The sequence below is a fragment of the Nonomuraea sediminis genome (assembly GCF_018531495.1).
In the GTDB taxonomy this organism is placed as follows: Bacteria; Actinomycetota; Actinomycetes; order Streptosporangiales; family Streptosporangiaceae; genus Nonomuraea; species Nonomuraea sediminis.
Genome location: NZ_JAHDTI010000013.1, coordinates 20,617 through 40,223 on the forward strand (window position 1 = coordinate 20,617; position 19,607 = coordinate 40,223).

Consider the following 19,607-nt stretch of genomic DNA (forward strand, 5'->3'; position numbering starts at 1 on the left):
CCCCAAAGTGTCGCCGAGATTTGGTACACAAGAGGCCATGGGTGTGAGTGTCGACGAGTTCCTGCACGTGCTGGAGGAGCTGCCCGAATACAAGGTGTCCGACGGAGGCAGCTGGCAGGCGCTGAAGGTGCGCGGCAGGGGCTTCGGCTACCTGTGGGAGGAGACCAGGACCGTCGGCCTCAAGAACACCGTCGACGAGCAGCTGGCGCTGGTCGCGGAGCGGCCGGACGTGTTCGAGATCCAGTTCACCGCTGGGCGTTTTGGGTGGGTTGTGGTGCATCTCGATAAGATTGATCGGGATGAGTTGTTCGAGCTGGTGGCGGAGGCGTGGTGTCTGACCGCGCCCAGGGACATGGTGGCCGCCTTCGAGGAGAAGCTCCAGCTGTGACGCTGCGCGCCTGGCGCGCCGGCGACGCGCCGGTGGTGCTGCGCGCGTTCCAGGCGGCCGACATGGCACGGCAGACGCCGTGGCCGATCCTGACGCTCAAGGACGCCCAGGGCTGGATCGCCTCGTGGGAGGGCGTGGGTGACGCCTTCGCCGTGCTCCTCGACGGCAGGATCGCCGGCAACGTGGCGCTGACCGGCGTCGAGGTCTCCTACTGGACCGCACCCGAGGCCAGGGGCCAGGGCGTGGCCACGGCGGCGGTCAACGCGCTGGCCAGGTGGGCGTTCGAGGAGCGCGGGCTGTTCCGGCTGGAGCTCGGGCATCGCACCGACAATCCGGCCTCGTGCACGGTCGCGCTGAAGGCCGGGTTCCGCCCGGAGGGGGTGGATGACGACGTCGAGCGGCATGCGCGGCTCGCCACCGACCCGGGAGCTGATCTACGCTCGTGAGGTGGACAGCGAGAGCCGGGCCGCGGCCGGTCTGCTGGCGACCCTGACCCGGGTGGCGCACCTCCTCGCCGACCTCCACCATCCCTTCGCCCGCAGTGCCGCCTTCTCGTACTACGTCCCGCCCGCGGGGACCAGGATGGGCACCGTCTTCACGCTGCCCGACGGCCGCGAGGTCCAGATCGCCCTCACGGTCACCAGCGACGCCCGCGGCTTCGCCGTCGACGGCGCCATCACCGCCGAGGACGAGGTCCTCCTCGCGTTACCGCGCAAGCGCACCCCCGACATCGACGAGGGCCTGGCCGTGCTCGACGACTACGCCGACCAGCTCGCCCGCCCCGCGGTCCGCATTCTGGACGGATTATTGGACGACATTGTCTGATTGTCAGACAATGTGAGTATGAGGAACGGACCTTTCGCCGTGCTCGGCGCCGCCGTGCTCTGGGGCACCGCGGGCACCGCCGGGCTGCTCGTCTCGGCCGACTCGGTGGCGCTGGCCGCCGCCCGCCTGGTCATCGGCGGCGCGGCGCTGGCTCTGCTGGCCGACAGGAAGACGGTTACCCCGCGCCTGCTGCTCGCCGCGGTCGCGGTCGCCGCCTACCAACTGTGCTTCTTCGCCGCCGTCGGCCGCACCGGCGTCGCGATCGGCACCGTGGTGGCCATCGGCAGCGGCCCCGTCTTCACAGGGCTGCTGTCCTGGCTGCTGTACGGCAGGCGCCCAGGAGCCCGCTGGGCGGTGGCCACCGCGGCGGCCGTCGCCGGATGCGCGGCCCTGATCGTGGGAGGCGGCGCCCAGGCGGGCGGCCAGGTGGTCTCCGGCGTGCTGCTCGCGCTGCTCGGCGGCCTGGTCTACGCCTTCTACGCGGTCACCGCGGCCGACGCGATCGACCGGGGCGCGAGCTCCAACGCCGTGATGGGCGTCCTGTTCGGCGGCGCCGCGGTCATCATGCTGCCGATCCTGCTCTGGCGCGGCGTGTCCTGGCTGGCCGAGCCGCGCGCCCTGCTCGCCGCCGTCTACCTGGGCCTGGCCTGCACGGCGCTGGCCTACCTGCTGTACGGCAGGGGCCTGCGCACCACCCCGGTGGCCACCGCCGCCACGCTGGCCCTGGCCGAGCCCGCCGTCGCGGCCCTGCTCGGCCTGGTGGTGCTCGGAGAGCGGCTGACCCCGGTCTCGGTCGCCGGACTGATCCTCCTCGCGGGGAGCCTGGTGGCCGTGTCGGTGTCAGAATGGCCCCGACGGCCGGCCGTACTGGAGAAGGAAGTCTCGTGCTGAAGACCGTGTCAGCGGTGGGAGCGCTGGCGGACGCCCTGCGCGGGCGGATCCTGTCCGGTGAGATCGAGGCCGGGCGGTCGCTGCCCGAGCAGGAGGTCGCGGCCGAGTACGGGGTGGCGCGGCCGACCGTGCGCGAGGCGCTGGCGGTGCTGGTGCACGAGGGGCTCCTCCGCAGGGAGCGCAACCGCAGCGCCCACGTCCCCGAGGTGACGGTCTCCGACCTGGACGATTTGATGTACGTACGCAGGCCGCTCGAGGACCTGATGGTCGAGGCGGTCACCGGGCGCCGGGTGTCCGGCGCCGAGGAGGCGCTCGCGCGGATGGCGGCGCTGCCGTCCGACGCGCCGTGGTCGTCGGCGGTGGCCGAGCACATGGCCCTGCACGAGGCGCTGATCGAGGCGGTCGGCAGCCCGCGGCTCGAGCGCCTGTACGGCGTGCTGGCCGCCGAGACCCGGCTGGGGCTGGTCGGGCTGCGCGAGGTCTACACCGACAGGGACGTGCTGGTCAGCGAGCACCGCGAGTTGCTGGACGCGATCGCGGAGGGCCCGATCGCGGCCGCCAAGGCCATGGTCAGGGATCACCTGAGCCACTCCTGGGGGCGGTAACACCCCGGGCTCTTGCGGGACAGGCCGATTCCTCGCAAGAATCGCGCCCATGCACGGCAACCCGATGCCGGACTCCTACGTGTACGTCACGGAAGAGGGCGTGACCCGTCACTACTCCGACGGGAGCGTCGAAGCTCTGGCGTGGGAGGACGTCGTCGAGGTCCGCGTGGTGACCGAGTCCGGGGCAGACGTCCTGTACATCCTGCTCGATCGTGACGGCGAGGGCTGCGTGGTGCCGCGCTCGGCGACCGACGCCACGTTCCTGGCCCGGCTGCGCTACCTGCCCGACTTCGACCTCGACCGGCTGCATCTGGCCTCCGAGTCGGCGCACGACGGCGTGGTGGTCGTCTGGCGCAGCCCGGATCCGCCGACCGCGCTGCCGGACCTGGAGTATGACTAGAGATTTCTCGTACCGATTGAGGATGCTCTCCACCCCTTGCTTGTGAATAATTTCCCGATTCAAGCAAGGCACTTTTGTGGGGATAGGGGGAGCGATGCTCCCGATCGGCGCAAGACTGATCATTTTTGCCGCAATCTCGACCCTTGTCGCCGCCCTCACCACGCCGGTGTCGGCGGACGCGGCGACCACACTCTACGTGGACAGCAACAACAACGCCTGCTCCGACCAGGGGCCGGGCACGGGGGCACAGCCGTTCTGCTCGATCATCCAGGGAGCAAAGGTCGTCCTGGCCGGCCAGACCTTACAGGTGGCCTCCGGCACCTACGGTGGGCCGGTCAACGTCACGCACTCAGGAACGTCCGGAGCCCCGATCACCATCACCGCGGCGCCGGGAGCGACGCCCACGGTGACCGGTTCGGGCGCGGGCTTCCAGATCAGCTCGCAGAGCTACGTCGTGATCAACGGGTTCACGATCACCGGCACGACCGGCAACGGGATCAGCGTCTCCGGCGGCAGCAACATCACGATCAGCCGCAACACGGTGACCAAGGCGGGCCAGCGGGCCTCGGGCAAGATCGCGGCGGGTATCAAGCTGGCGGGCACCACCGACTCGCTGGTCTCGCAGAACGTCTCCAACGACAACAGCGACCACGGCTTCTTCCTGGCCGCCAACACGACGCGGATCACCGTGAGCAACAACAGGGCGACGCTGAACGCCAACGGCTACCAGCGCAACGCCAACGGGATCGACGTCATCGGGCCGGCCAACTCGATCATCAACAACGTGACGTACGAGAACGAGGACTCGGGCATCCAGTTCTACACCGGCGGCGACAACAACCTGGCCGCCGGCAACGTCTCCTACAACAACGGCGACCACGGCATCGACGACCTGAACGTCACCGGCGGCCGCCTCATCGGCAACACGATCTACCGCAACTGCACCACGGGCATCAACGTGGAGGGCGCGTCGGGCAACTACACGATCGCCAACAACATTGCCTTCGACAACGCCGTCTACCCGGCCTACAAGGGAATCTCGTGCAGCAGGCGGGCCGGGAACATCGGCGTGTGGGACTCCGCCCCGAACGGGACCGTGGCCAACCACAACCAGGTCTGGCTCACCAAGTCCGGCAAGATGTACGTCTGGGCGGGAAACACCTACAACACGCTGCCCAGCCTGCAGTCGGCCACCGGGCAGGAGAACCGCGGCATCTACGCCGATCCGGCCTTCGTCTCGCCGGGAACGTGGAACCTGCAACTGCTGGCCGGTTCTCCGGCGATCGACTCGGCCAACTCCGGTGTGTCCGGCCAGCAGACGATCGACGTGCTGGGCAATCCGCGGGTCGACGACCCGGGCGTGGCCAACACCGGAGCCGGTCCCCGGGCCTACGACGACCGCGGCGCCTACGAGCGCCAGGCGGGCCCGCCGCCGCCCGTCCCGCCGACCGCCGCGCTGAGCCTGACCCCTTCATCGGGTACGGCTCCGCTGAACCTCACCGCGGACGCCTCGGGATCCACCCCCGGCGACAACCCGATCTCCAGCTACCGCTTCGACTTCGGCGACGGCACGACCGTGGGCCCCCAGTCGAGCCCGTCCGCCGCGCACACCTTCGCCAACCCGGGCACGTACACGGTCACGGTGACGGTCACCGACACGGCGGGCAACGCGGGCGTCTCGTCCAGGTCCGCCACCGCGCTGCCCTCGCACACCCCGCCGAGCCCGAGCCTGACGCTCACGCCCTCCTCGGGCACGGCCCCGCTGAACGTCACCGCGGACGCCTCGGCATCCACCCCTGGTGACAGCCCGATCTCCAGCTACCGCTTCGACTTCGGCGACGGCACCATCGTCGGACCGCAGGCGGGTTCGACGGCGACCCACGTGTACGGCAGCGCGGGCTCGTTCACCGTCACGGTCACGGTCACCGACACCGCCGGCCAGACGGGCAGTACGTCCAAGGGAGTCACGGTCTCCGGCGGCGGCGGTACCGAACTGGTCGGGAACCCGGGCTTCGAGACCGGCACCACCGGTTGGAAGGCGATCCCGACCGGCTCTGCGACGCTTTCCACCGTCTCGGGCGGCCACAGCGGGAGCTTCGCGGGCGAGCTGCAGAACGTCACGACCGGCGCGATCAGCTGCACGCTGAACGACTCGCCGAACTGGGCGCTCACCACGCAGTCCGGCACGCTGACGGCGAGCGCCTGGGTCAGGGCGAGCACGGCAGGCCAGACGATCAAGCTGAAGCTGACCGAGTACGTCGGGTCCACCAACGTGGGCTCGGCCTCCGCGACGCTGACGCTGGGCACCGCCTGGCAGCTGATCAGCGTGCCGTACACGGTGACGAGCCCGGGCTCGACCGTGGACTTCCTGCTCTACACCTCGTCCAACCCGCCGGGGCAGTGCTTCCAGGCCGACGACCTGTCGCTGCTGCGCAACGCCACGCTGACCGCGGGAAGCACGGCCAACGCGGTCCGTTAGAGGCCCGGGCCCCGTCTCCGTGGACGGGGCCCAGGCCCCCCGTACTAGATCTCCCTGGTCGGCAGGGGCTGGGACCTGGCGTTCAGGCATGCGCCGGTGGCCAGGTCGAAGGTGAAGTTGTGCCCCAGGCAGTAGACGCGGCCGTCCTCGATGATCGCGCCCACCGACAGGTCCTCGCCGGCGTGCGGGCAGTAGCGGCCGATCTCGAAGGTGCGCCCGCCGTCGGTCACCGTGATGCGCTCGGCCTCGTCGCGGCCCGTCTCGTACTCCTCGATCGCCTGCAGCGCAGGGGCATTGGCGTGCTTGAGCAGGCCGACCAGGTAGTCGTTGTAGACGTCGGGGTCGCGGTGCAGCTGGAAGCGCATCGACAGCAGCAGGTCCTCCCAGGCGATGTCGCCCGACAGGATCGGCTCGACCCAGCGTCCCGGCACGGTGACGGTGTAGCCGGGCCGCTCGGCGAGCGGCGGGCCGATCGCCAGGCCGTCGGCGTTCATCCTGACGTCCCAGACGCCGCCGTTGGCGCCGCTGATCTCGAAGCGGACCGTCATGTCGATCTGCTCGAGGAAGTAGGAGCTCAGCGAGCCCAGCCGGACGAAGTGCTCGACGAAGCGCTCGGGGAAGTCCCTGCCGGGCGAGGGGTGCGCGTCCCTGGTCTCGTTGATGACGGTCGCCCGGTCCTCGGCGTAGCGCCGCAGGTACTCCTCGCGCCCCTCGGTGAAGCTGAAGGCCGCCGACACCGGGTCGCGCTCGATCTCGCCGGTCTCCAGGTCGAGCACGTCGCCAGGGCGGAAGGTCTCCCACCGCTGCGCGGGAAGGTGCTCGGCCAGCCACTCGCGGGCCGTCTCCGGGTCGACGAAGGCGCCGTACTCCGGATCCAGCACCCAGTTCAGCTCGCGCAGCTCGGGGTCGAGGAAGCAGGGCGGCCCCGCGAACGGCACGGCCAGCTCCGGCGCCGTGGCACGCACCAGCCGCTGCACGGCGCGCAGCTTGGAGATGCGCTTGTCCATGGCGATGCGGCGCTGCTCCTCCACCGGGTAGGAGTAACGCATCGGGTGCCAGGTGGCCGCGGCCGCCTGCACGCCCATGAAGTCGAGCGTGCCGCCTGCCAGGTGTTTGGCGCGGCGGGCCTGTGAGGCGGTCAGCCGGGCGTCGTTGCAGTTGAGCACCGAGCGTCCCTCGGCCACCAGCAGGAAGCCCGAGTCGTGGCACATCGGCGACAGCTCGGGGATGCAGGTGATCCACGAACCGTCGTCCGCGAGGGGATATTGCTCCCAGGGCTCCAACTCGACGATTTTCCTGACGCCGACGTCCAAGAGCCTGTCACCGAATGCGGGCGAGGGATATTTCGGAATAAGGACGGTAGTTTCATCGCTCAGCTGCTCGAGAAACCAGCTGTCCATATGGTCCAGATGCTCGTGGGAGACCGCCACATACTGCGCCGCGGTAAGCGGCCGTATGTCGATGTGATCGTTACGCGGGTACTGGAACCACGATCCCAGATACGCCCCCGACGGGCTCATCCACGGGTCGAAGACCAGCGTGAAGGCGCTGCTCTCGACGGACAGCCCGGCATGCCCCAGGAATTTTACGCGTGCCATGGCTCCACATCCTGGGGCCGGCCTGATCGGCCCGCATCGGCAGGAAGACGCAGGCGCCCCTACGTCATCAGACGGTTATCCAGCAGAAACACTGGTGAATCTGGGAACGATGAGGCTGTAGCGGTATTTTTCATCCTTCGCACGGAGACTTCCATATGCGAAGATTCGTAAGTCTGCCCATCGTGGGGATGAGGGGAATAGATGCCAGGCAGGGGTGGGGTCCCCCGTGACGTGGTCACCACGCGCACTGGGGTCGACGATGGCGCGCTGACCAGGCGTCGCTTACGCCACGACATACAGCACGAGATAGCGACCGTCATGATGCTGGCCTCGGCCATCGCCACGGCGGACGACATCGGCCAGGACAGCAGGACCAGGGTCCAGCAGCTGGTGGGGGAGACCCGCTGGCTGGGCATGCTCCTGCAGCAACTGGACGACGACGGGTTCATCGAGTCTCCGCAGGACCGGCTGCTGACCGAACTGGTCAGGGTCGACCTGCTCGTGGCCGAGATCGCCGACGCCATGCGGCTGTCGACGGCCACCACGGTGTCCAGTACAGGACAGACCGCCTACGCGCACGTCGACCGGCTGGCCCTGTGGCGGGCGGTGCGCAACATGCTCGACAACGCCTGCCGGGCCGCCGGCCCCTCGGGCCGGGTGACCGCGCGGGTGCTGGTCGAGTCGGGTTGGACCGTTGTAGAGATCCATGACGACGGGCCGGGATTCGGTGCCAGGGTCGGGAGCGGACTGGCCTCTCTCGGGTTCGGCATCATCCACGACTTCGTCGTCGAGTACGGCGGAAGCATGGAACTCAGGCAAGGAGAGCTGGGCGGCGCGTGCGTCCGAATCCAGTTACCCGCAGCGGCGGCTCCGGGATACGGCACCGAATGGGAGCCCGAGGCCGATGAGGTTCCTCATCTGTGATGACCACAAGGTTTTCGCCGACTCACTCGCTCTGCTGATCGAGCGGGCCGGCTGGGAGGTTGCGGCCATCGCCGCCAGCGTCGAGGAAGCGGCGAGGTTCCTTGACGACGGCGAGATCGACGTCTGCCTGATGGACCTCACGTTTCCCGGAGGGTCCGCGCTGGAAAGGCTGCCCGAGCTGTGCGCGTCGGCGCCGGCGACCAAGTTCGTGGTGCTGTCGGGCTTCACCGACGGCGCCACGGTCGAGGCCGTGCTGGCCAGCGGCGTGCACGGCATCGCGCACAAGGGACATCAGGTGGTCGACCTGCTCGACGTGCTGCGCGAGGTGATCGCGGGCAAGCGGGTGACGCCGCGGGCGTTCGCGGTGGAACGGGCCGGCTCGTCACAGTCGAGCGCGCAGCGCCTGGCCTCGTTCCTGACCAGCCGCGAGCGGGAGGTGCTCTGCTCGCTGGTGAAGGGCGCGAACATCGTCTCGCTGGCCAAGGAGCTCGGCGTGGCGCGCAGCACGGCACGCAGCCACGTGCAGAGCGTGCTGACCAAGCTGGGCGTCCACTCCCAGCGCGAGGCGGTCATCGTGGCGGCCAGGCACGGCCTGGTCAGCGTCGACACCGGCGAATGGCTGGTGCGCTAGCGGCGAGCGCTGATCGCCGAGGGCGCCCTCGGCGATCAGCGCGCCTGTCACACGAAGGCAGGCTGCAGCACCATCGTGTTGAACCCGTTGTTCACGTACGGCCCGCGATGCAGCAGGCCGGAGCCCAGCGCCGTGGCCATCTCGTGAATTCCCCCCAGCACCGTCCTGGACGGCTCGAACCCGGTCGCGGCCCGCAACCGGTCGAAGCTGACGCGGTAGTCGCGCGGATCGGGCCCACCGGCCAGCGTCTCCACGTCGACCCCGTTGTAGTAGCCGCGCACGAAGCTCGCGATGTCCTTGGTCTGGTGGTTCTCCGACCCGACGTTGAACACCTGGTGCGCCACCGCGTTCCTGGGCGAGGACAGCACCGAGGAGATCGCCCCGGCCGCGTCGGCCACGTGCAGGTAGGGCCGCCAGGAGTCCGGCCCGTAGACGGTCAGCTTGCCGCTGGTCTGCCCGAGCAGCGTGAACTTGTTGACCACCAGGTCGAAGCGCATCCGCGGGGAGAGGCCGAACAGCGTCGACAGGCGCAGCACGGTCGCCGCCGTGCCTCCCGTGCGCGCCTCGCGCAGCAACTCCTTCTCCGCGTCGATCTTCGTCACCGCGTACAGCGACTGCGGGTTCATCGGCGATTCCTCGGTGGCCACGAAGTCGCCCGGCTGCTTGCCGTACACGCTGCAGGTGGACATGAAGACGAAGCGGCCGACCTTGGCGCGCTGTGCCGCCCTGAAGACCAGCAGCGTGGAGTGCAGGTTCACCTCGGTCGCGACGTCGGGCTCCTCCGCGCAGGCCGGGTCGCCGACGATGGCGGCCAGGTGCACCACGGCGTCGACGCCCTGCATGGCGGCCTTGACGTCGTCCTCGGACCGCACGTCACCGATGGCGGGTTCGAACCTGTTGTTCGGATACAGCGCCAGGAACCCCCCGCCGCCGAACCGCAGATTGTCCAGCCCGCGGACGGTGTGACCCTCACTGAGCAACTGCGTCGCGACGACTGTGCCCAGATACCCCGCAGCGCCGGTTATCAAGATGTTCAAGCGCGCCCACCCCACATCCTCGATCCCCCACTCCCTTTTGGTCGCGTTCCAAAAAGAAACCTCGCGATCGAGGCACGCGGTAGGGGTGCGGCGTCATCACCGGGGGGTGCGCCGGGTGTGCACCCATGCAACCCCCGTGTGCGGTTGTAACCTGCTTTTCCCCCGCAATTTGACTAGCGTTCCTCATCTCGTTGCCTGATCAGTCGAAGGCCCGTCCCTGCTTACCCTGAGCCGTGGTTCCAGACCAGTCAGATGCCTCCGGCTCCGGGCGGCCGGTGCTCAACTACGAGCTGGCGACACTGCTGTCTGAGGCCGGTTTCTCCAGGGAGGCCCTGGCCAGGCAGGTCGCACTGCAGGCACGCCAGGAGTACGGCCTGCGGCTCGCCTACGACTACCGCTCGGTCGGCCGGTGGCTGCGCGGCAGCGTACCCGAGCCGCCCATCCCCGAGGTCATCGCCCAGGTGCTGACCCGGGCGGTGGGGCGGATGGTGACAGTGAACGAGCTGGGGTTCCAGCGCGGCGGCCAGGTGACGCCGGGAGTGGAGTTCCCGCAGACGCCCGACCAGGTCGTGGAGTCCGTCACCGAGCTGTGGAGGGTGAGCAACGAGCGGCCCAACGCCTTCGGGCAGGCCTCCTTCCACCCCGTCCAGGCACTCGAAACGACGGTCGACTGGCGTTTCGGCAGGCCCGGAACCCCGTCGAGCAGGACGGGCTCGCGCCAGGTCGTCGCGGCCGACGTCGAGCGGGTCCGCTCGACGCACATCGAGTTCAAGAACCTCGACCACACCCACGGCGGCGGCTTCGCGCTCGGCTGGCTGGTGCGCTATCTGCGCGAGGACGTGGCGCTGCTGCTGCGCGGCAGGTACGGCCACGCCGTCGGCAGAGACCTGTTCCAGTCGGCCGCCGTGCTGACCAACCTGGTCGGCTGGATGGCCTACGACTACGGCAGGCACGCCCTGGCCCAGCACCACTTCACGCACGCCGCGGCCCTGGCCCAGCAGGCCGGCGACCCGCTGTACGGCGCGGCGGTGATCGGCAACCTGGCAACCCAGGCCCTCTACCTGGGCCACCACCGCACCGCGCTGCGGCTGTCGCTGGCCGCCAGGGACGGCGCCGGCCGGTGGGCCCCGCAGGGCCTGCTGGCCAGGCTGGCGGGCACGGAGCTGCGCGCGCTCGCGCTGCTCAACGACCGCAGCGAGTTCGCCAAGACGCGGCGTCTTGCCGACCGCGCCATGGAACGCAGGAACGAGGCGGAGGAACCCGACTGGATGGGCACGTTCACGCCTGCGCATTTCGCGGGCTCCACCATCCACGCGCTGCGCGACCTGGGCCGCGCCAAGGAGGCCAGAGACCTGCTCGACGACGCGCTCGACCTGCCCGCCCGCCACTCCAGGGCCAGGTCGCTGCACCAGGTGCTGGCCGCCTCCGTGCTGGCCTGCTGCGGCGAGCTGGACGGGGCCTGCGAGTTAGCCCGGCCCGCGCTGGCCGCGGCGCGGGCCATCAAGTCCACCCGGCTGGCGGAGCGGCTCAACGAGTTCGCCAGGCAGGTGGAGGGCGATGCCGACAGCGAGCTTGTCTCGGCGTTCCTGACAGAGGTTAACGACATCTGAACACATAGTTCAGAAATCGTGCATTTGCATGATGCCTGAATGACCTTGTCCGTTCACCCTGCTGCTGTGAGGCAGACCCGCATTCTGGTGATGGACGACCACAGGCTCTTCGTCGAGACGCTCGCCGTGCGTCTGGCGATGGAGCCCGACATCGAGGTGCTCCCGGTGGCGCACGACATCAAGGGCATGCTCGCCATCGCCAAGACGGGTAGGCCCGATGTCGTCGTGCTCGACCTCATGCTGGGGTCGGTGAGCACCGTTGGAGCGCTCCAGGACCTGCTCGACCGGTGCCCCGAGGCGCGAGTGATCTTCCTGACGGCCGCCCAGGACGTCTCGCTCATGGTGCAGGCGGTCCGCTCGGGCGCGGTCGGCTGGGTCCCCAAGTCGGTGGGCGCCGACCAGCTGATCCGCGTGATCAGGACGGTCGCGCTCGGCGGCGGCTACATCCCGTCCAGGTCGCTGGCCGAGCTGCTGCGCAGGCTCACCACGGGCGACGAGGTGGCCGAGGCCGAGCACCGGCTGGCCTCGCTGACCCAGCGCGAGCGCCAGGTGCTGAGCTGCATGGTCGACGGGCTCGGCCGCTCGCAGATCGCCGAGTCGCTGGGGGTCTCGGTCAACACCGCGCGCACCCACACGCAGAACCTGCTCAACAAGCTAGAGGTGCACTCGGCGCTGGAGGCGATCTCGCTGGCCATGCGGGCAGGACTGCGGCCGTCCGTGCCCGCGGCCTGATCGCAAACCACCACATATGGCGTAGTGAGTCGTCGTCTCGTTGGGCGATCCCATGCGGAGACGGGTTCCTTACTGTGGCCGAATCCGCATCTTGGTCGCCCGGGGGTGAATGGTGGAGCTGGACGAGGTTGCGGCCCGGCTGATCCGCAGATACTGGCCGATCATTCTGCTGTGCGCGCTGCTGCCGATGCTGGCGATCGGGTACTACGCCAGGTCGCAGCCGCCCACGTACACGGCGAGCGCGACGCTGGTCATCGCCAGCAAGGTGCCGCAGGCGGCCGGTGAGGCGGCCGGCGTGGCCGGTCAGGCGCAGGCCTTCGCCACCAGCCCGGACGTGCTGCGCTCCGCGATGCAGTCGGCGGGCGTCTCCCGCGATCTGACGGAGCTCGCCAAGAACGTCACGCTGACCGGACTCGGCTCCTCACCACTGGCCTCGCTCGAGGTCACCGACAGGGACCCCGACGCCGCCAAGGCACTGGCCGCCGCGCTGGCCGTGCAGGTGACCGGCCAGATCGACCAGTCGCGGGTCAGCGGACTGCGCACCGTGCTGCACGACGTGACCCAGCGCATCTCCGATCTGACCTCGCAACTGGCCAAGGCGCAGAAGGCGGTGCTCGGCGCCCCGAAGAACGCCGACCTGATCCAGAAGCGCGACGACATCCAGCGCTCGCTGACCGACCAGAAGGCGCTGCGCGCCAACGTGGTCGACCAGGCCGCGCTGGCCGGGCAGTCGCGGGTGGTCAGCTGGCCCGCCCGCCCGCCGCAGGCCGACTCGCAGCGCCTGCTGCAGATGCTGGTGGTCGCCCTGGTCGGCGGCCTCGTGCTGGGTGTCATGGTGGCCTCGGCCATGGAGACCGTCAGGCCGACCGTGCCCGGCGTCCGCCGGGTCTCGCGCCGCCTCGGGGTGCCGCTGCTCGGCTGCGCCAGGGGTAGGCATGCCGCGATCGAGCCCCTGGTACGCAAGCTGCGGCTGGCCGCGCGCAAGGCGGGCGTGCACACCGTGGTCCTGGTGGGCTCGGGCGGCAGCGTGGCGCCCGAGGTCATGACCGCGATGAACAGGGCGCTCACCGTCCCCCCCGCCAAGGAGCCCACGCCGGAGTCCGGCCACGACGAGACCACACCCGTGCCGCGCAAGACGAACGCCTCCGGCGGGGTGGCCACGGCGCTGGCGGCCAAGAAGGTCGTGATGACGGAGGACACCTCCCCGATCCCGGCCATCCTGCCCGCCGTCAAGCTCGTGTCCCTGGAGGACCTGCCGCAGGAGCAGGAGCTCGAGGGCGTCGGCCTGGTCCTGGTGAGCAAGCAGGTGACCCGCCTGGCCAACCTCTACGTGATCAACGACCTGGTGGAGGCCTCGGGGTGGCCGCTGCTGGGGGTCGTGGCCGACTACGCGCCGCGCCTCAGGCTCAAGAGGAGATGACCTGTGCTGACCGTCCCCTACTTCGTGCCCTCGTTCGCCGGTGACGCCTCGGCCGCGGTCCTCGAGGTCATGGAGTCCGGCTGGGTGACCACCGGTCCCCGCGCCGCCGCCTTCGAGGAGGAGTTCGCCGCCTACCTCGGCGCGGCGCACGTCGTGGCGGTCTCGACCTGCAGCGCGGCGATCGAGCTGTCGCTGCGCGCGCTCGCGCTGCCGCCCGGCAGCGCCGTGCTCACCCCGAGCCTGACCTTCTGCAGCGCCGTCGGCGCGATCATCAACGCGCGCCTGCGCCCGGTGCTGATCGACATCGACGAGCACACGCTGGTGCCCACCCCCGACACCGTCGCCGCCGCGGTACGGCGAGCGGGCAAGCCGGCCGCCATGGTGGTCACCCACATGGCCGGGTACCCGGTGGACGCCAAGGAACTGGCCGCCGCCGCGGGCCTGCCCAGGGAGCGCGTGGTCGAGGACGTCGCCCACGGCCCCGGCGGGCTGCTGCGCGGGGCCCCGATCGGATCCGACTCCTACGCGGCCTGCTTCAGCTTCTACGCCACCAAGAACCTGCCCATCGGCGAGGGCGGCGCGGTCGCCACCTACGACGCGGAGCTGGCGGCCAGGCTGCGCGCGATGCGGCTGCACGGCATGACCAAGGACGCGTGGAAGCGCTACCTGCCCGGCGGCAGCTGGCGCTACGACGTGGCCGAGCTCGGCATGAAGGCCAACTTCACCGACCTGCAGGCCGTCATCGGCAGCGCGCAACTGCGGGCCCTGCCCGGCATGCAGGCGCGCAGGCACGAGCTGGCCGCGCGCTACGACGCGGCGCTGGCCGGCCTGCCCGGGCTGCGGCTGCCGCAGCGCCCCGCCAACGGCCACTCCTGGCACCTGTACCAGGTCCGATTGCGCGACAGAACCACGGTCGACGTGGCGCTCGGCGAGGCCGGTATCGGCACCTCGGTGCACTTCATCCCGGTGCACCAGCTGACCGCCTACGCCAAGGCGCTCGGCCCGCAGGAATGCGCCTCGGTCCCGGCCACCGACCGCGTCGCCGAGGAACTGCTGTCGCTGCCGCTCTACCCGGCGCTGTCCGATGAGAAGCAGGACCTGGTGATCTCCGCACTCGCCGAGGCGCTGGACGGTCGACCGTGCTAGCCCGGCTGCGCGCCAGGAAAGCGCCATCCGGGTTACCCGCCCTGCTGATCGGCACCGGCGCCGACACCAGGACCCTGGCCCGCACCCCCTACCCGGGCGTGCTCCCCGTGGGCTTCCTCGACGACGAGCACACCGGCACGGTCGAAGGGCTGCCCGTGCTGGGCAGGATCTCCCAGCTGCGCGAGGCCGCCACGACCGCCGCCGCCCAGGCCGTGCTCGTCAGCCATCCAGGCCGCTCGGCGATGGAGCTGGCCAGCCTCAGCGAGGCCGCCGCCGGCGCCGGGCTCGCCTTCGGGCACGCCGACCAGGCGGTGGCGCCGACCCGGCTGCTGGGCAGGGAACCGGCCGACTTCGACCACGGCAGGATCAGGCGCGCCGTACAGGGGCGCAGGGTGCTGGTCACCGGCGCGGACGACCCGGTCGGCGCCCAGCTGATCACCTGCCTGCACGCCGCGGGCGCCGGCGCCGTGGAGGTCGCCGACCGGCACGCCGTCGAGGGCGCGTGCGAGCGGATCCGGCCCGAGCTGGTCTTCCACGCCGACCTCATGCACGATCTCAAGCTCGCCGAGCGCGAGCCGTGCGCGGCCGTCGCCAGGAACGTCGGCGGCACGCACCGGGCGCTCAGCGCCGCGATGCGCCACGGCGCCGAGCGGTTCGTGCTGGTGTCCGGGGTCGAGGCCGCGGACCCCGCCTCGGTGCTCGGCGCCAGCTACCGGGTGGCCGAGCTGACCGTCCAGGCCAAGGCGGGGATGGGCCTACGGCTGGCCGCCGCGCGCGTGGCCACGCTGGTCGCCACCCCCGCCTCGCTGCTGTCGGAGCTGGCCAGGCAGGCCGGCGCGGGCGAGGCCATGACCGTCGCGCATCCCAACGCGACCCGGTACTTCATGACGCTGTCGGAGGCCGTCCACCTGACGCTGGAGGCGGTCGCGCTGGCCGAGCAGGGCGAGGCGTTCGCCCTGGACGTCGGCGAGCCGACGCCGGTGGTCTCGCTCGTGCACACCTTCGCAGAGCAGCTGCGCCTGCCGCAGGTCCGCATCCGCTTCAAGGGCCTGGAATCGGGCGAGCGGCTGGACGACAAGCTCTTCTCCGGCGGCGAGTTGCGCACCCGCACCGCCAACCCGCAGGTCTGGGCCGCCCGCCCAGGTCCCGCGCCGACCGGCCAGGCGGTGCTGCTCGAGCGGCTGCACGCCGCCGCCGACCGCGGCAGCGAGCAGGACGTGCGCATGCTGCTGCGCCGCCTGCTTCCCGAATACCGGACCGCTCCAGTACGCGCGCCCAACCACCTCATCCAGGAAGTGCTGTGATGCCGAGCTACGTGATCACAGGCGGAGAGGTCCTGGAGATCGCCGGCGGCGCGCCCGGGTGGATCCCCGGCCTGATCGAGGAGACCGTCGGCGGCACGCCGCGCACCTCGCCGCCCGCGCCCCCGACCGTCCGCCTGCGGATCGAGGACTCCACCGAGCCGTTCTCCAGGGCCGGGATGAGCGTGCTGACCCGCGGCGCCCACGGCGACGGCTCCCGGGTGCTGCTGGCCGACGCCTGCTCCTCCGGGTTCGACCTGCTGGCCGAGGCGGAGGACGACGTGCTGACCGTGCGCGCCCGCTACCGGCCCGCGCCCAAGACCAGGGCGGCCAACACCGTGCTGCGCTCGCGCTTCCGGCTGCTGGCAGGGCAGACGCTGGTCCACTATCCGGTGCTCTGGCGCGCGGGCTGGCGTGGCAGGGCGCCCCTGCACGTCTCCGTCGTCGGTACGGCCGGCCGTACGGTCATGCTGGCCGGACCCGGCGGGGTGGGCAAGTCGAGCCTGGTGCGCAAGGCGATCGCGCTGGGAGCCAGGGCGACGGCCGACAACCTGTGCGTCGCCGACGCCACCACCTGCTACGGGATCGCCGAGCCGATGCGGACGGACGCGCACGGCGCGGGCGGGCCGGCGACCTCGCACGGGCGGGTCGCGCAGCCGTTCGCCGACCGGATGGAGCGGCTGGACCCGGACCGGCTGGTGGTGCTGGCCCGCGGCCCCAAAACGGAGATCGCCGAGCTCGGCCCGGCCGAGGCGGCGCGCGTGCTGACGGCGGGCACCTACGCCGGCGGCGAGTTGCGCCGCTACTGGGCCTTCTGCGCCACGCTCGCGCTCGGCACGGGCCGCGGCCCCGCGCACCCGCCGATCGCCGAGCTGGCCGAGGGGTACGCCGCGGCGCTGCCGCGCTTCCTGGTAACCATCGCCGACGGCGAGTCCGTGGGCATCGAGGAGCTGCCATGACCCGCATCCGGGTGGCCAACGTGATCACGCGGATGACCGCGGGGGCCGGAGGAGTCGCCTTACGCGGCGCGCTCGCCCTCGACCCCGACCTCTATGAGGTGTCGTTCATCGCCGGAGGCACCGGGCTGGACGGCACGCGCGGCGACAGCACGGCGGAGAAGCCCGAGGTGCTGCGTGGCGAGGAGGCGGTGGCCGCGGCGCCGCCGGCCGACCTCATCGGTGAGGCCTTCCTGGCCGGCATGGAGGTCCTCCAGGTGCCGTCACTGGTACCGGAGATCTCCCCGCGCAACGACAGAGCCGCCCTGCGCATCCTCACCCGCGTCCTGGCCGAGGGCGGCTACGACGTCGTGCACACCCACAGCGCCAAGGGCGGCGTGCTCGGCCGCCTGGCGGCGGCCAGGGCCGGTACCAAACGGATCGTGCACACCTGGCACGGCTTCCCCTTCCACGACTTCCAGGCGGCCTGGCGGCGGGACATCTATGTGCGCATCGAGCGCCACTGCGGCAAGCACACCGACGCGTTCCTCGCCGTCGGCGCGCAGGTCGCGGTCGAGGCGATGCGCCGCAGGATGGGCACCGCCGACCGGATCAGGACGATCCCGCCGGCCGTCGACACCTATACATACGCGCCGGGAAACCGCGAGCAGGCGCGCGCTCTGCTCGACCTTCCCGTGGGCGTCAGGATCGTGGGGACCGTCGGCCGGGTCTGCTTCCAGAAGGCGCCCGAGCACTTCATCGAGGCGCTGTCGAAGCAGCCGGCCGACGTCTACGGCGTCTGGATCGGCGGCGGCGAGGATCTGGACGAGATGAAGGCCCTGGCCGAGCGGAAGGGCCTGGGCGAGCGGATGCGCTGGCTGGGTCACCGCGACGACGTGGTCAGGCTGCTGCCCGCCTTCGAGGTGTTCGCCATGGCCAGCAGGTACGAAGGCCTGCCGTGCGTGGTGATCGAGGCGGTCAACGCCGGCGTGCCCGTGGTGGCGACCTCGGTCAACGCCCTGTCGGACGTGGTCGTGCCGGGCGAGACGGGCCTGCTGGTCCCGCCCGCCCGTCCCGCGGAGCTGGCCGCCGCCATCACCTACGTCCTTGATCACCCGTCGGAGGGCAAGCGGATGGCCGAGGCGGCCAAGCAGCGCATCGGCGCCGACTACACGCCCGCGGCCCTGGCCACCGTGCTCGACCAGGTCTACCGCGGGCCTTACCGGCGACCGTTTCAAGAGGGGAAATAGTGGAGCTGACCGTCTTTAGCCCCAGGGTGTTCGACAGCACGGACATGCCCGCCGACGCGGCCGTGCTGGACGCCCTCGGCCACCAGGTGTCCGGGGTGGACCTGGCCGCGCCGCCCGTCGTGCTGCCCGACTTCCACCACAAGTCGAAGATGGAGCTGCCGTCGTCCGTCGCGGTCGCCACGGCCGGGACGGTCAGGCCGACGCTCACCTCGGCCTCGGTCAACTGCGGCATGGCGCTCATCTCGCTCGACCTGGGCGAGCGCCCGAGCACGGCCGCCGTCGACACCTTCGTCCGGCGCATCAAGGACCGCTACCCCTACCCGCCCACCAAGAAGCGCGAGCTGACCCTCTCCGAGGTACGGCGGGCCGCGGTGGACGGCGCCGCCTTCGCCGCCGAACGCTGGAGCGTTCCCGCCGAGGAGCTGGAACGCATCGAGGAAGGCGGCCGCCTCGACCTGGAGCGGTACGGCGGCGCGGCCCGGCTGCTGAAGGAGATGCCCGCGATCGCCTTCCAGCTGGCCAGGATGCGCTTCGGCACGGTCGGCCCGTCCAATCACTTCGTCGAGCTGCAGCAGGTGGAGGAGATCTACGACGAGCCCGCCGCCGCCCTGCTCGGCCTGCGGCACGGCCAGATCACCATCCAGTACCACGGCGGCGGCGGCGTGCTCACCGGCGAGGTCGGCGCCCTGTTCGGCCCGCGCAAGCACAACCCGCGCAACCTGCGCCTGGCGGCGGCCGTGCAGAAGCCGCTCTACCACCTGGCCACCTCGCGCTCGATGGCCGAGCTGAAGCGGCGCTACGCCCTGTACTTCTCGCACGCCTGCCCGCCGCTCGACCTGGACTCCACCGAGGGACGGCGGCTCATGCTGGCCAACGCGGCCGCCATGAACTACGGATTCGCCTTCCGCCTGGCCACCTACTCCTACCTCAAGCAGGTCGCCAGGGACGTCTTCGGCGGCGCCGACGGCCGGCTGGTGGTCGACTCGCCGCACAACTCGATGTACGAGGAGCCCCTGCCCGCCGAGTTCGGCGAGGGCAGGACCGCCGTGGTGCACCGGCACAACTCCTGCCGCGCCTACCCGGCCGAGCTGATGCCCGAGGGCACCGTGTTCGGCGTCACCGGCCAGGCGCTGCTGCTGCCCGGAACCAACAGGACCTCCTCCTACGTGGCGCTGCCCGGCGACGACGTGGCCGACAGCCTGCACTCGGCCTGCCACGGCGCCGGCACGGTGATCTCCGATTTCGAACGCCGCGGCCTGTCCACGCAGCACCCGCAGGGCCACGTGACCCGCCGCTACCGCTACAGCGACGCCGCGCCCGCCGAGGTGGCGCACCTGGACGACCACGGCGTGAACGCGGCCGTGGCCATCCTCACCGACAACAAGCTGGTCCGTCCCGTGGCACGGCTGCGGCCGTTCGCGGTGCTCAACTAGGA

Annotated in this window: 19 protein-coding genes; 17 read left to right on the forward strand and 2 right to left on the reverse strand. The window is 70.8% G+C overall.

The features are described from left to right. The first annotated feature begins 37 nt into the window (after positions 1–37). From KIK09_RS42140 to KIK09_RS42170, 7 genes are all read left to right on the forward strand, one after another. Positions 38–388 (forward strand): MmcQ/YjbR family DNA-binding protein, encoded by a 351-nt coding sequence (locus KIK09_RS42140; protein ID WP_214325128.1) that lies wholly within the window; start codon positions 38–40, stop codon positions 386–388. Continuing rightward, positions 385–834 carry a GNAT family N-acetyltransferase gene (locus KIK09_RS42145; RefSeq protein WP_214325129.1) on the forward strand — a complete coding sequence of 150 codons (450 nt, stop codon included), beginning with the start codon at positions 385–387 and terminating at the stop codon, positions 832–834. Before KIK09_RS42140 ends, KIK09_RS42145 begins: the two co-directional genes overlap by 4 nt. Before the next feature lies 1 nt (position 835). Next, entirely contained in the window at positions 836–1,213 is a 378-nt protein-coding gene (locus tag KIK09_RS42150) for a hypothetical protein (protein ID WP_214325130.1), read from the forward strand. Between the two features lie 18 nt (positions 1,214–1,231). Then, positions 1,232–2,104, forward strand: coding sequence for a DMT family transporter (locus tag KIK09_RS42155; RefSeq protein WP_214325131.1), 873 nt, complete (start codon positions 1,232–1,234; stop codon positions 2,102–2,104). Beyond that, positions 2,098–2,709 carry a GntR family transcriptional regulator gene (locus KIK09_RS42160; protein WP_308164656.1) on the forward strand — a complete coding sequence of 204 codons (612 nt, stop codon included), beginning with the start codon at positions 2,098–2,100 and terminating at the stop codon, positions 2,707–2,709. Before KIK09_RS42155 ends, KIK09_RS42160 begins: the two co-directional genes overlap by 7 nt. A 49-nt stretch (positions 2,710–2,758) precedes the next feature. Continuing rightward, a complete protein-coding gene (locus KIK09_RS42165) occupies positions 2,759–3,109 on the forward strand; it encodes a hypothetical protein (RefSeq protein ID WP_214325133.1) in 351 nt (116 codons plus the stop codon). 94 nt (positions 3,110–3,203) lie between these two features. Continuing rightward, positions 3,204–5,588, forward strand: coding sequence for a PKD domain-containing protein (locus tag KIK09_RS42170; RefSeq protein WP_214325134.1), 2,385 nt, complete (start codon positions 3,204–3,206; stop codon positions 5,586–5,588). A gap of 44 nt (positions 5,589–5,632) precedes the next feature. Here the strand turns inward: KIK09_RS42170 and KIK09_RS42175 are convergent, their stop codons facing one another. Then, entirely contained in the window at positions 5,633–7,186 is a 1,554-nt protein-coding gene (locus KIK09_RS42175; protein ID WP_214325135.1) for a Rieske 2Fe-2S domain-containing protein, read from the reverse strand. A 318-nt stretch (positions 7,187–7,504) separates the two neighbouring features. Between KIK09_RS42175 and KIK09_RS42180 the strand changes: the two genes are divergently transcribed. Both KIK09_RS42180 and KIK09_RS42185 read left to right on the forward strand, forming a co-directional pair. Beyond that, positions 7,505–8,110, forward strand: a complete 606-nt coding sequence (locus KIK09_RS42180; protein ID WP_214325136.1) for a sensor histidine kinase — start codon at positions 7,505–7,507, stop codon at positions 8,108–8,110. Next, complete coding sequence (locus tag KIK09_RS42185; protein WP_214325137.1) at positions 8,091–8,741, forward strand: response regulator; 651 nt, start codon at positions 8,091–8,093, stop codon at positions 8,739–8,741. The genes KIK09_RS42180 and KIK09_RS42185 overlap by 20 nt, the downstream gene beginning before the upstream one ends. Positions 8,742–8,788: 47 nt before the next feature. On the opposite strand, the gene KIK09_RS42190 is transcribed toward KIK09_RS42185, so the two are convergent. Further along, positions 8,789–9,778 (reverse strand): NAD-dependent epimerase/dehydratase family protein, encoded by a 990-nt coding sequence (locus KIK09_RS42190; protein ID WP_214325138.1) that lies wholly within the window; start codon positions 9,776–9,778, stop codon positions 8,789–8,791. A 233-nt stretch (positions 9,779–10,011) separates the two neighbouring features. Between KIK09_RS42190 and KIK09_RS42195 the strand changes: the two genes are divergently transcribed. From KIK09_RS42195 to KIK09_RS42230, 8 genes are all read left to right on the forward strand, one after another. Continuing rightward, positions 10,012–11,388 (forward strand): NsdA family TPR-like regulatory protein, encoded by a 1,377-nt coding sequence (locus KIK09_RS42195; protein WP_214325139.1) that lies wholly within the window; start codon positions 10,012–10,014, stop codon positions 11,386–11,388. Between the two features lie 66 nt (positions 11,389–11,454). Further along, complete coding sequence (locus KIK09_RS42200; RefSeq protein WP_214325140.1) at positions 11,455–12,120, forward strand: response regulator transcription factor; 666 nt, start codon at positions 11,455–11,457, stop codon at positions 12,118–12,120. A 109-nt stretch (positions 12,121–12,229) separates the two neighbouring features. Further along, entirely contained in the window at positions 12,230–13,540 is a 1,311-nt protein-coding gene (locus tag KIK09_RS42205) for a Wzz/FepE/Etk N-terminal domain-containing protein (protein ID WP_214325141.1), read from the forward strand. 3 nt (positions 13,541–13,543) lie between these two features. Then, positions 13,544–14,686 (forward strand): DegT/DnrJ/EryC1/StrS family aminotransferase, encoded by a 1,143-nt coding sequence (locus tag KIK09_RS42210; protein ID WP_214325142.1) that lies wholly within the window; start codon positions 13,544–13,546, stop codon positions 14,684–14,686. Then, positions 14,680–15,990, forward strand: a complete 1,311-nt coding sequence (locus tag KIK09_RS42215; protein WP_214325143.1) for a polysaccharide biosynthesis protein — start codon at positions 14,680–14,682, stop codon at positions 15,988–15,990. Before KIK09_RS42210 ends, KIK09_RS42215 begins: the two co-directional genes overlap by 7 nt. Continuing rightward, on the forward strand, positions 15,990–16,946 hold the full coding sequence (locus tag KIK09_RS42220) for a hypothetical protein (RefSeq protein ID WP_214325144.1): 957 nt from the start codon (positions 15,990–15,992) through the stop codon (positions 16,944–16,946). Before KIK09_RS42215 ends, KIK09_RS42220 begins: the two co-directional genes overlap by 1 nt. Next, on the forward strand, positions 16,943–18,172 hold the full coding sequence (locus tag KIK09_RS42225) for a glycosyltransferase (RefSeq protein WP_214325145.1): 1,230 nt from the start codon (positions 16,943–16,945) through the stop codon (positions 18,170–18,172). Before KIK09_RS42220 ends, KIK09_RS42225 begins: the two co-directional genes overlap by 4 nt. Continuing rightward, a complete protein-coding gene (locus KIK09_RS42230; protein WP_214325146.1) occupies positions 18,172–19,605 on the forward strand; it encodes an RtcB family protein in 1,434 nt (477 codons plus the stop codon). The genes KIK09_RS42225 and KIK09_RS42230 overlap by 1 nt, the downstream gene beginning before the upstream one ends. Positions 19,606–19,607 lie beyond the last annotated feature (2 nt).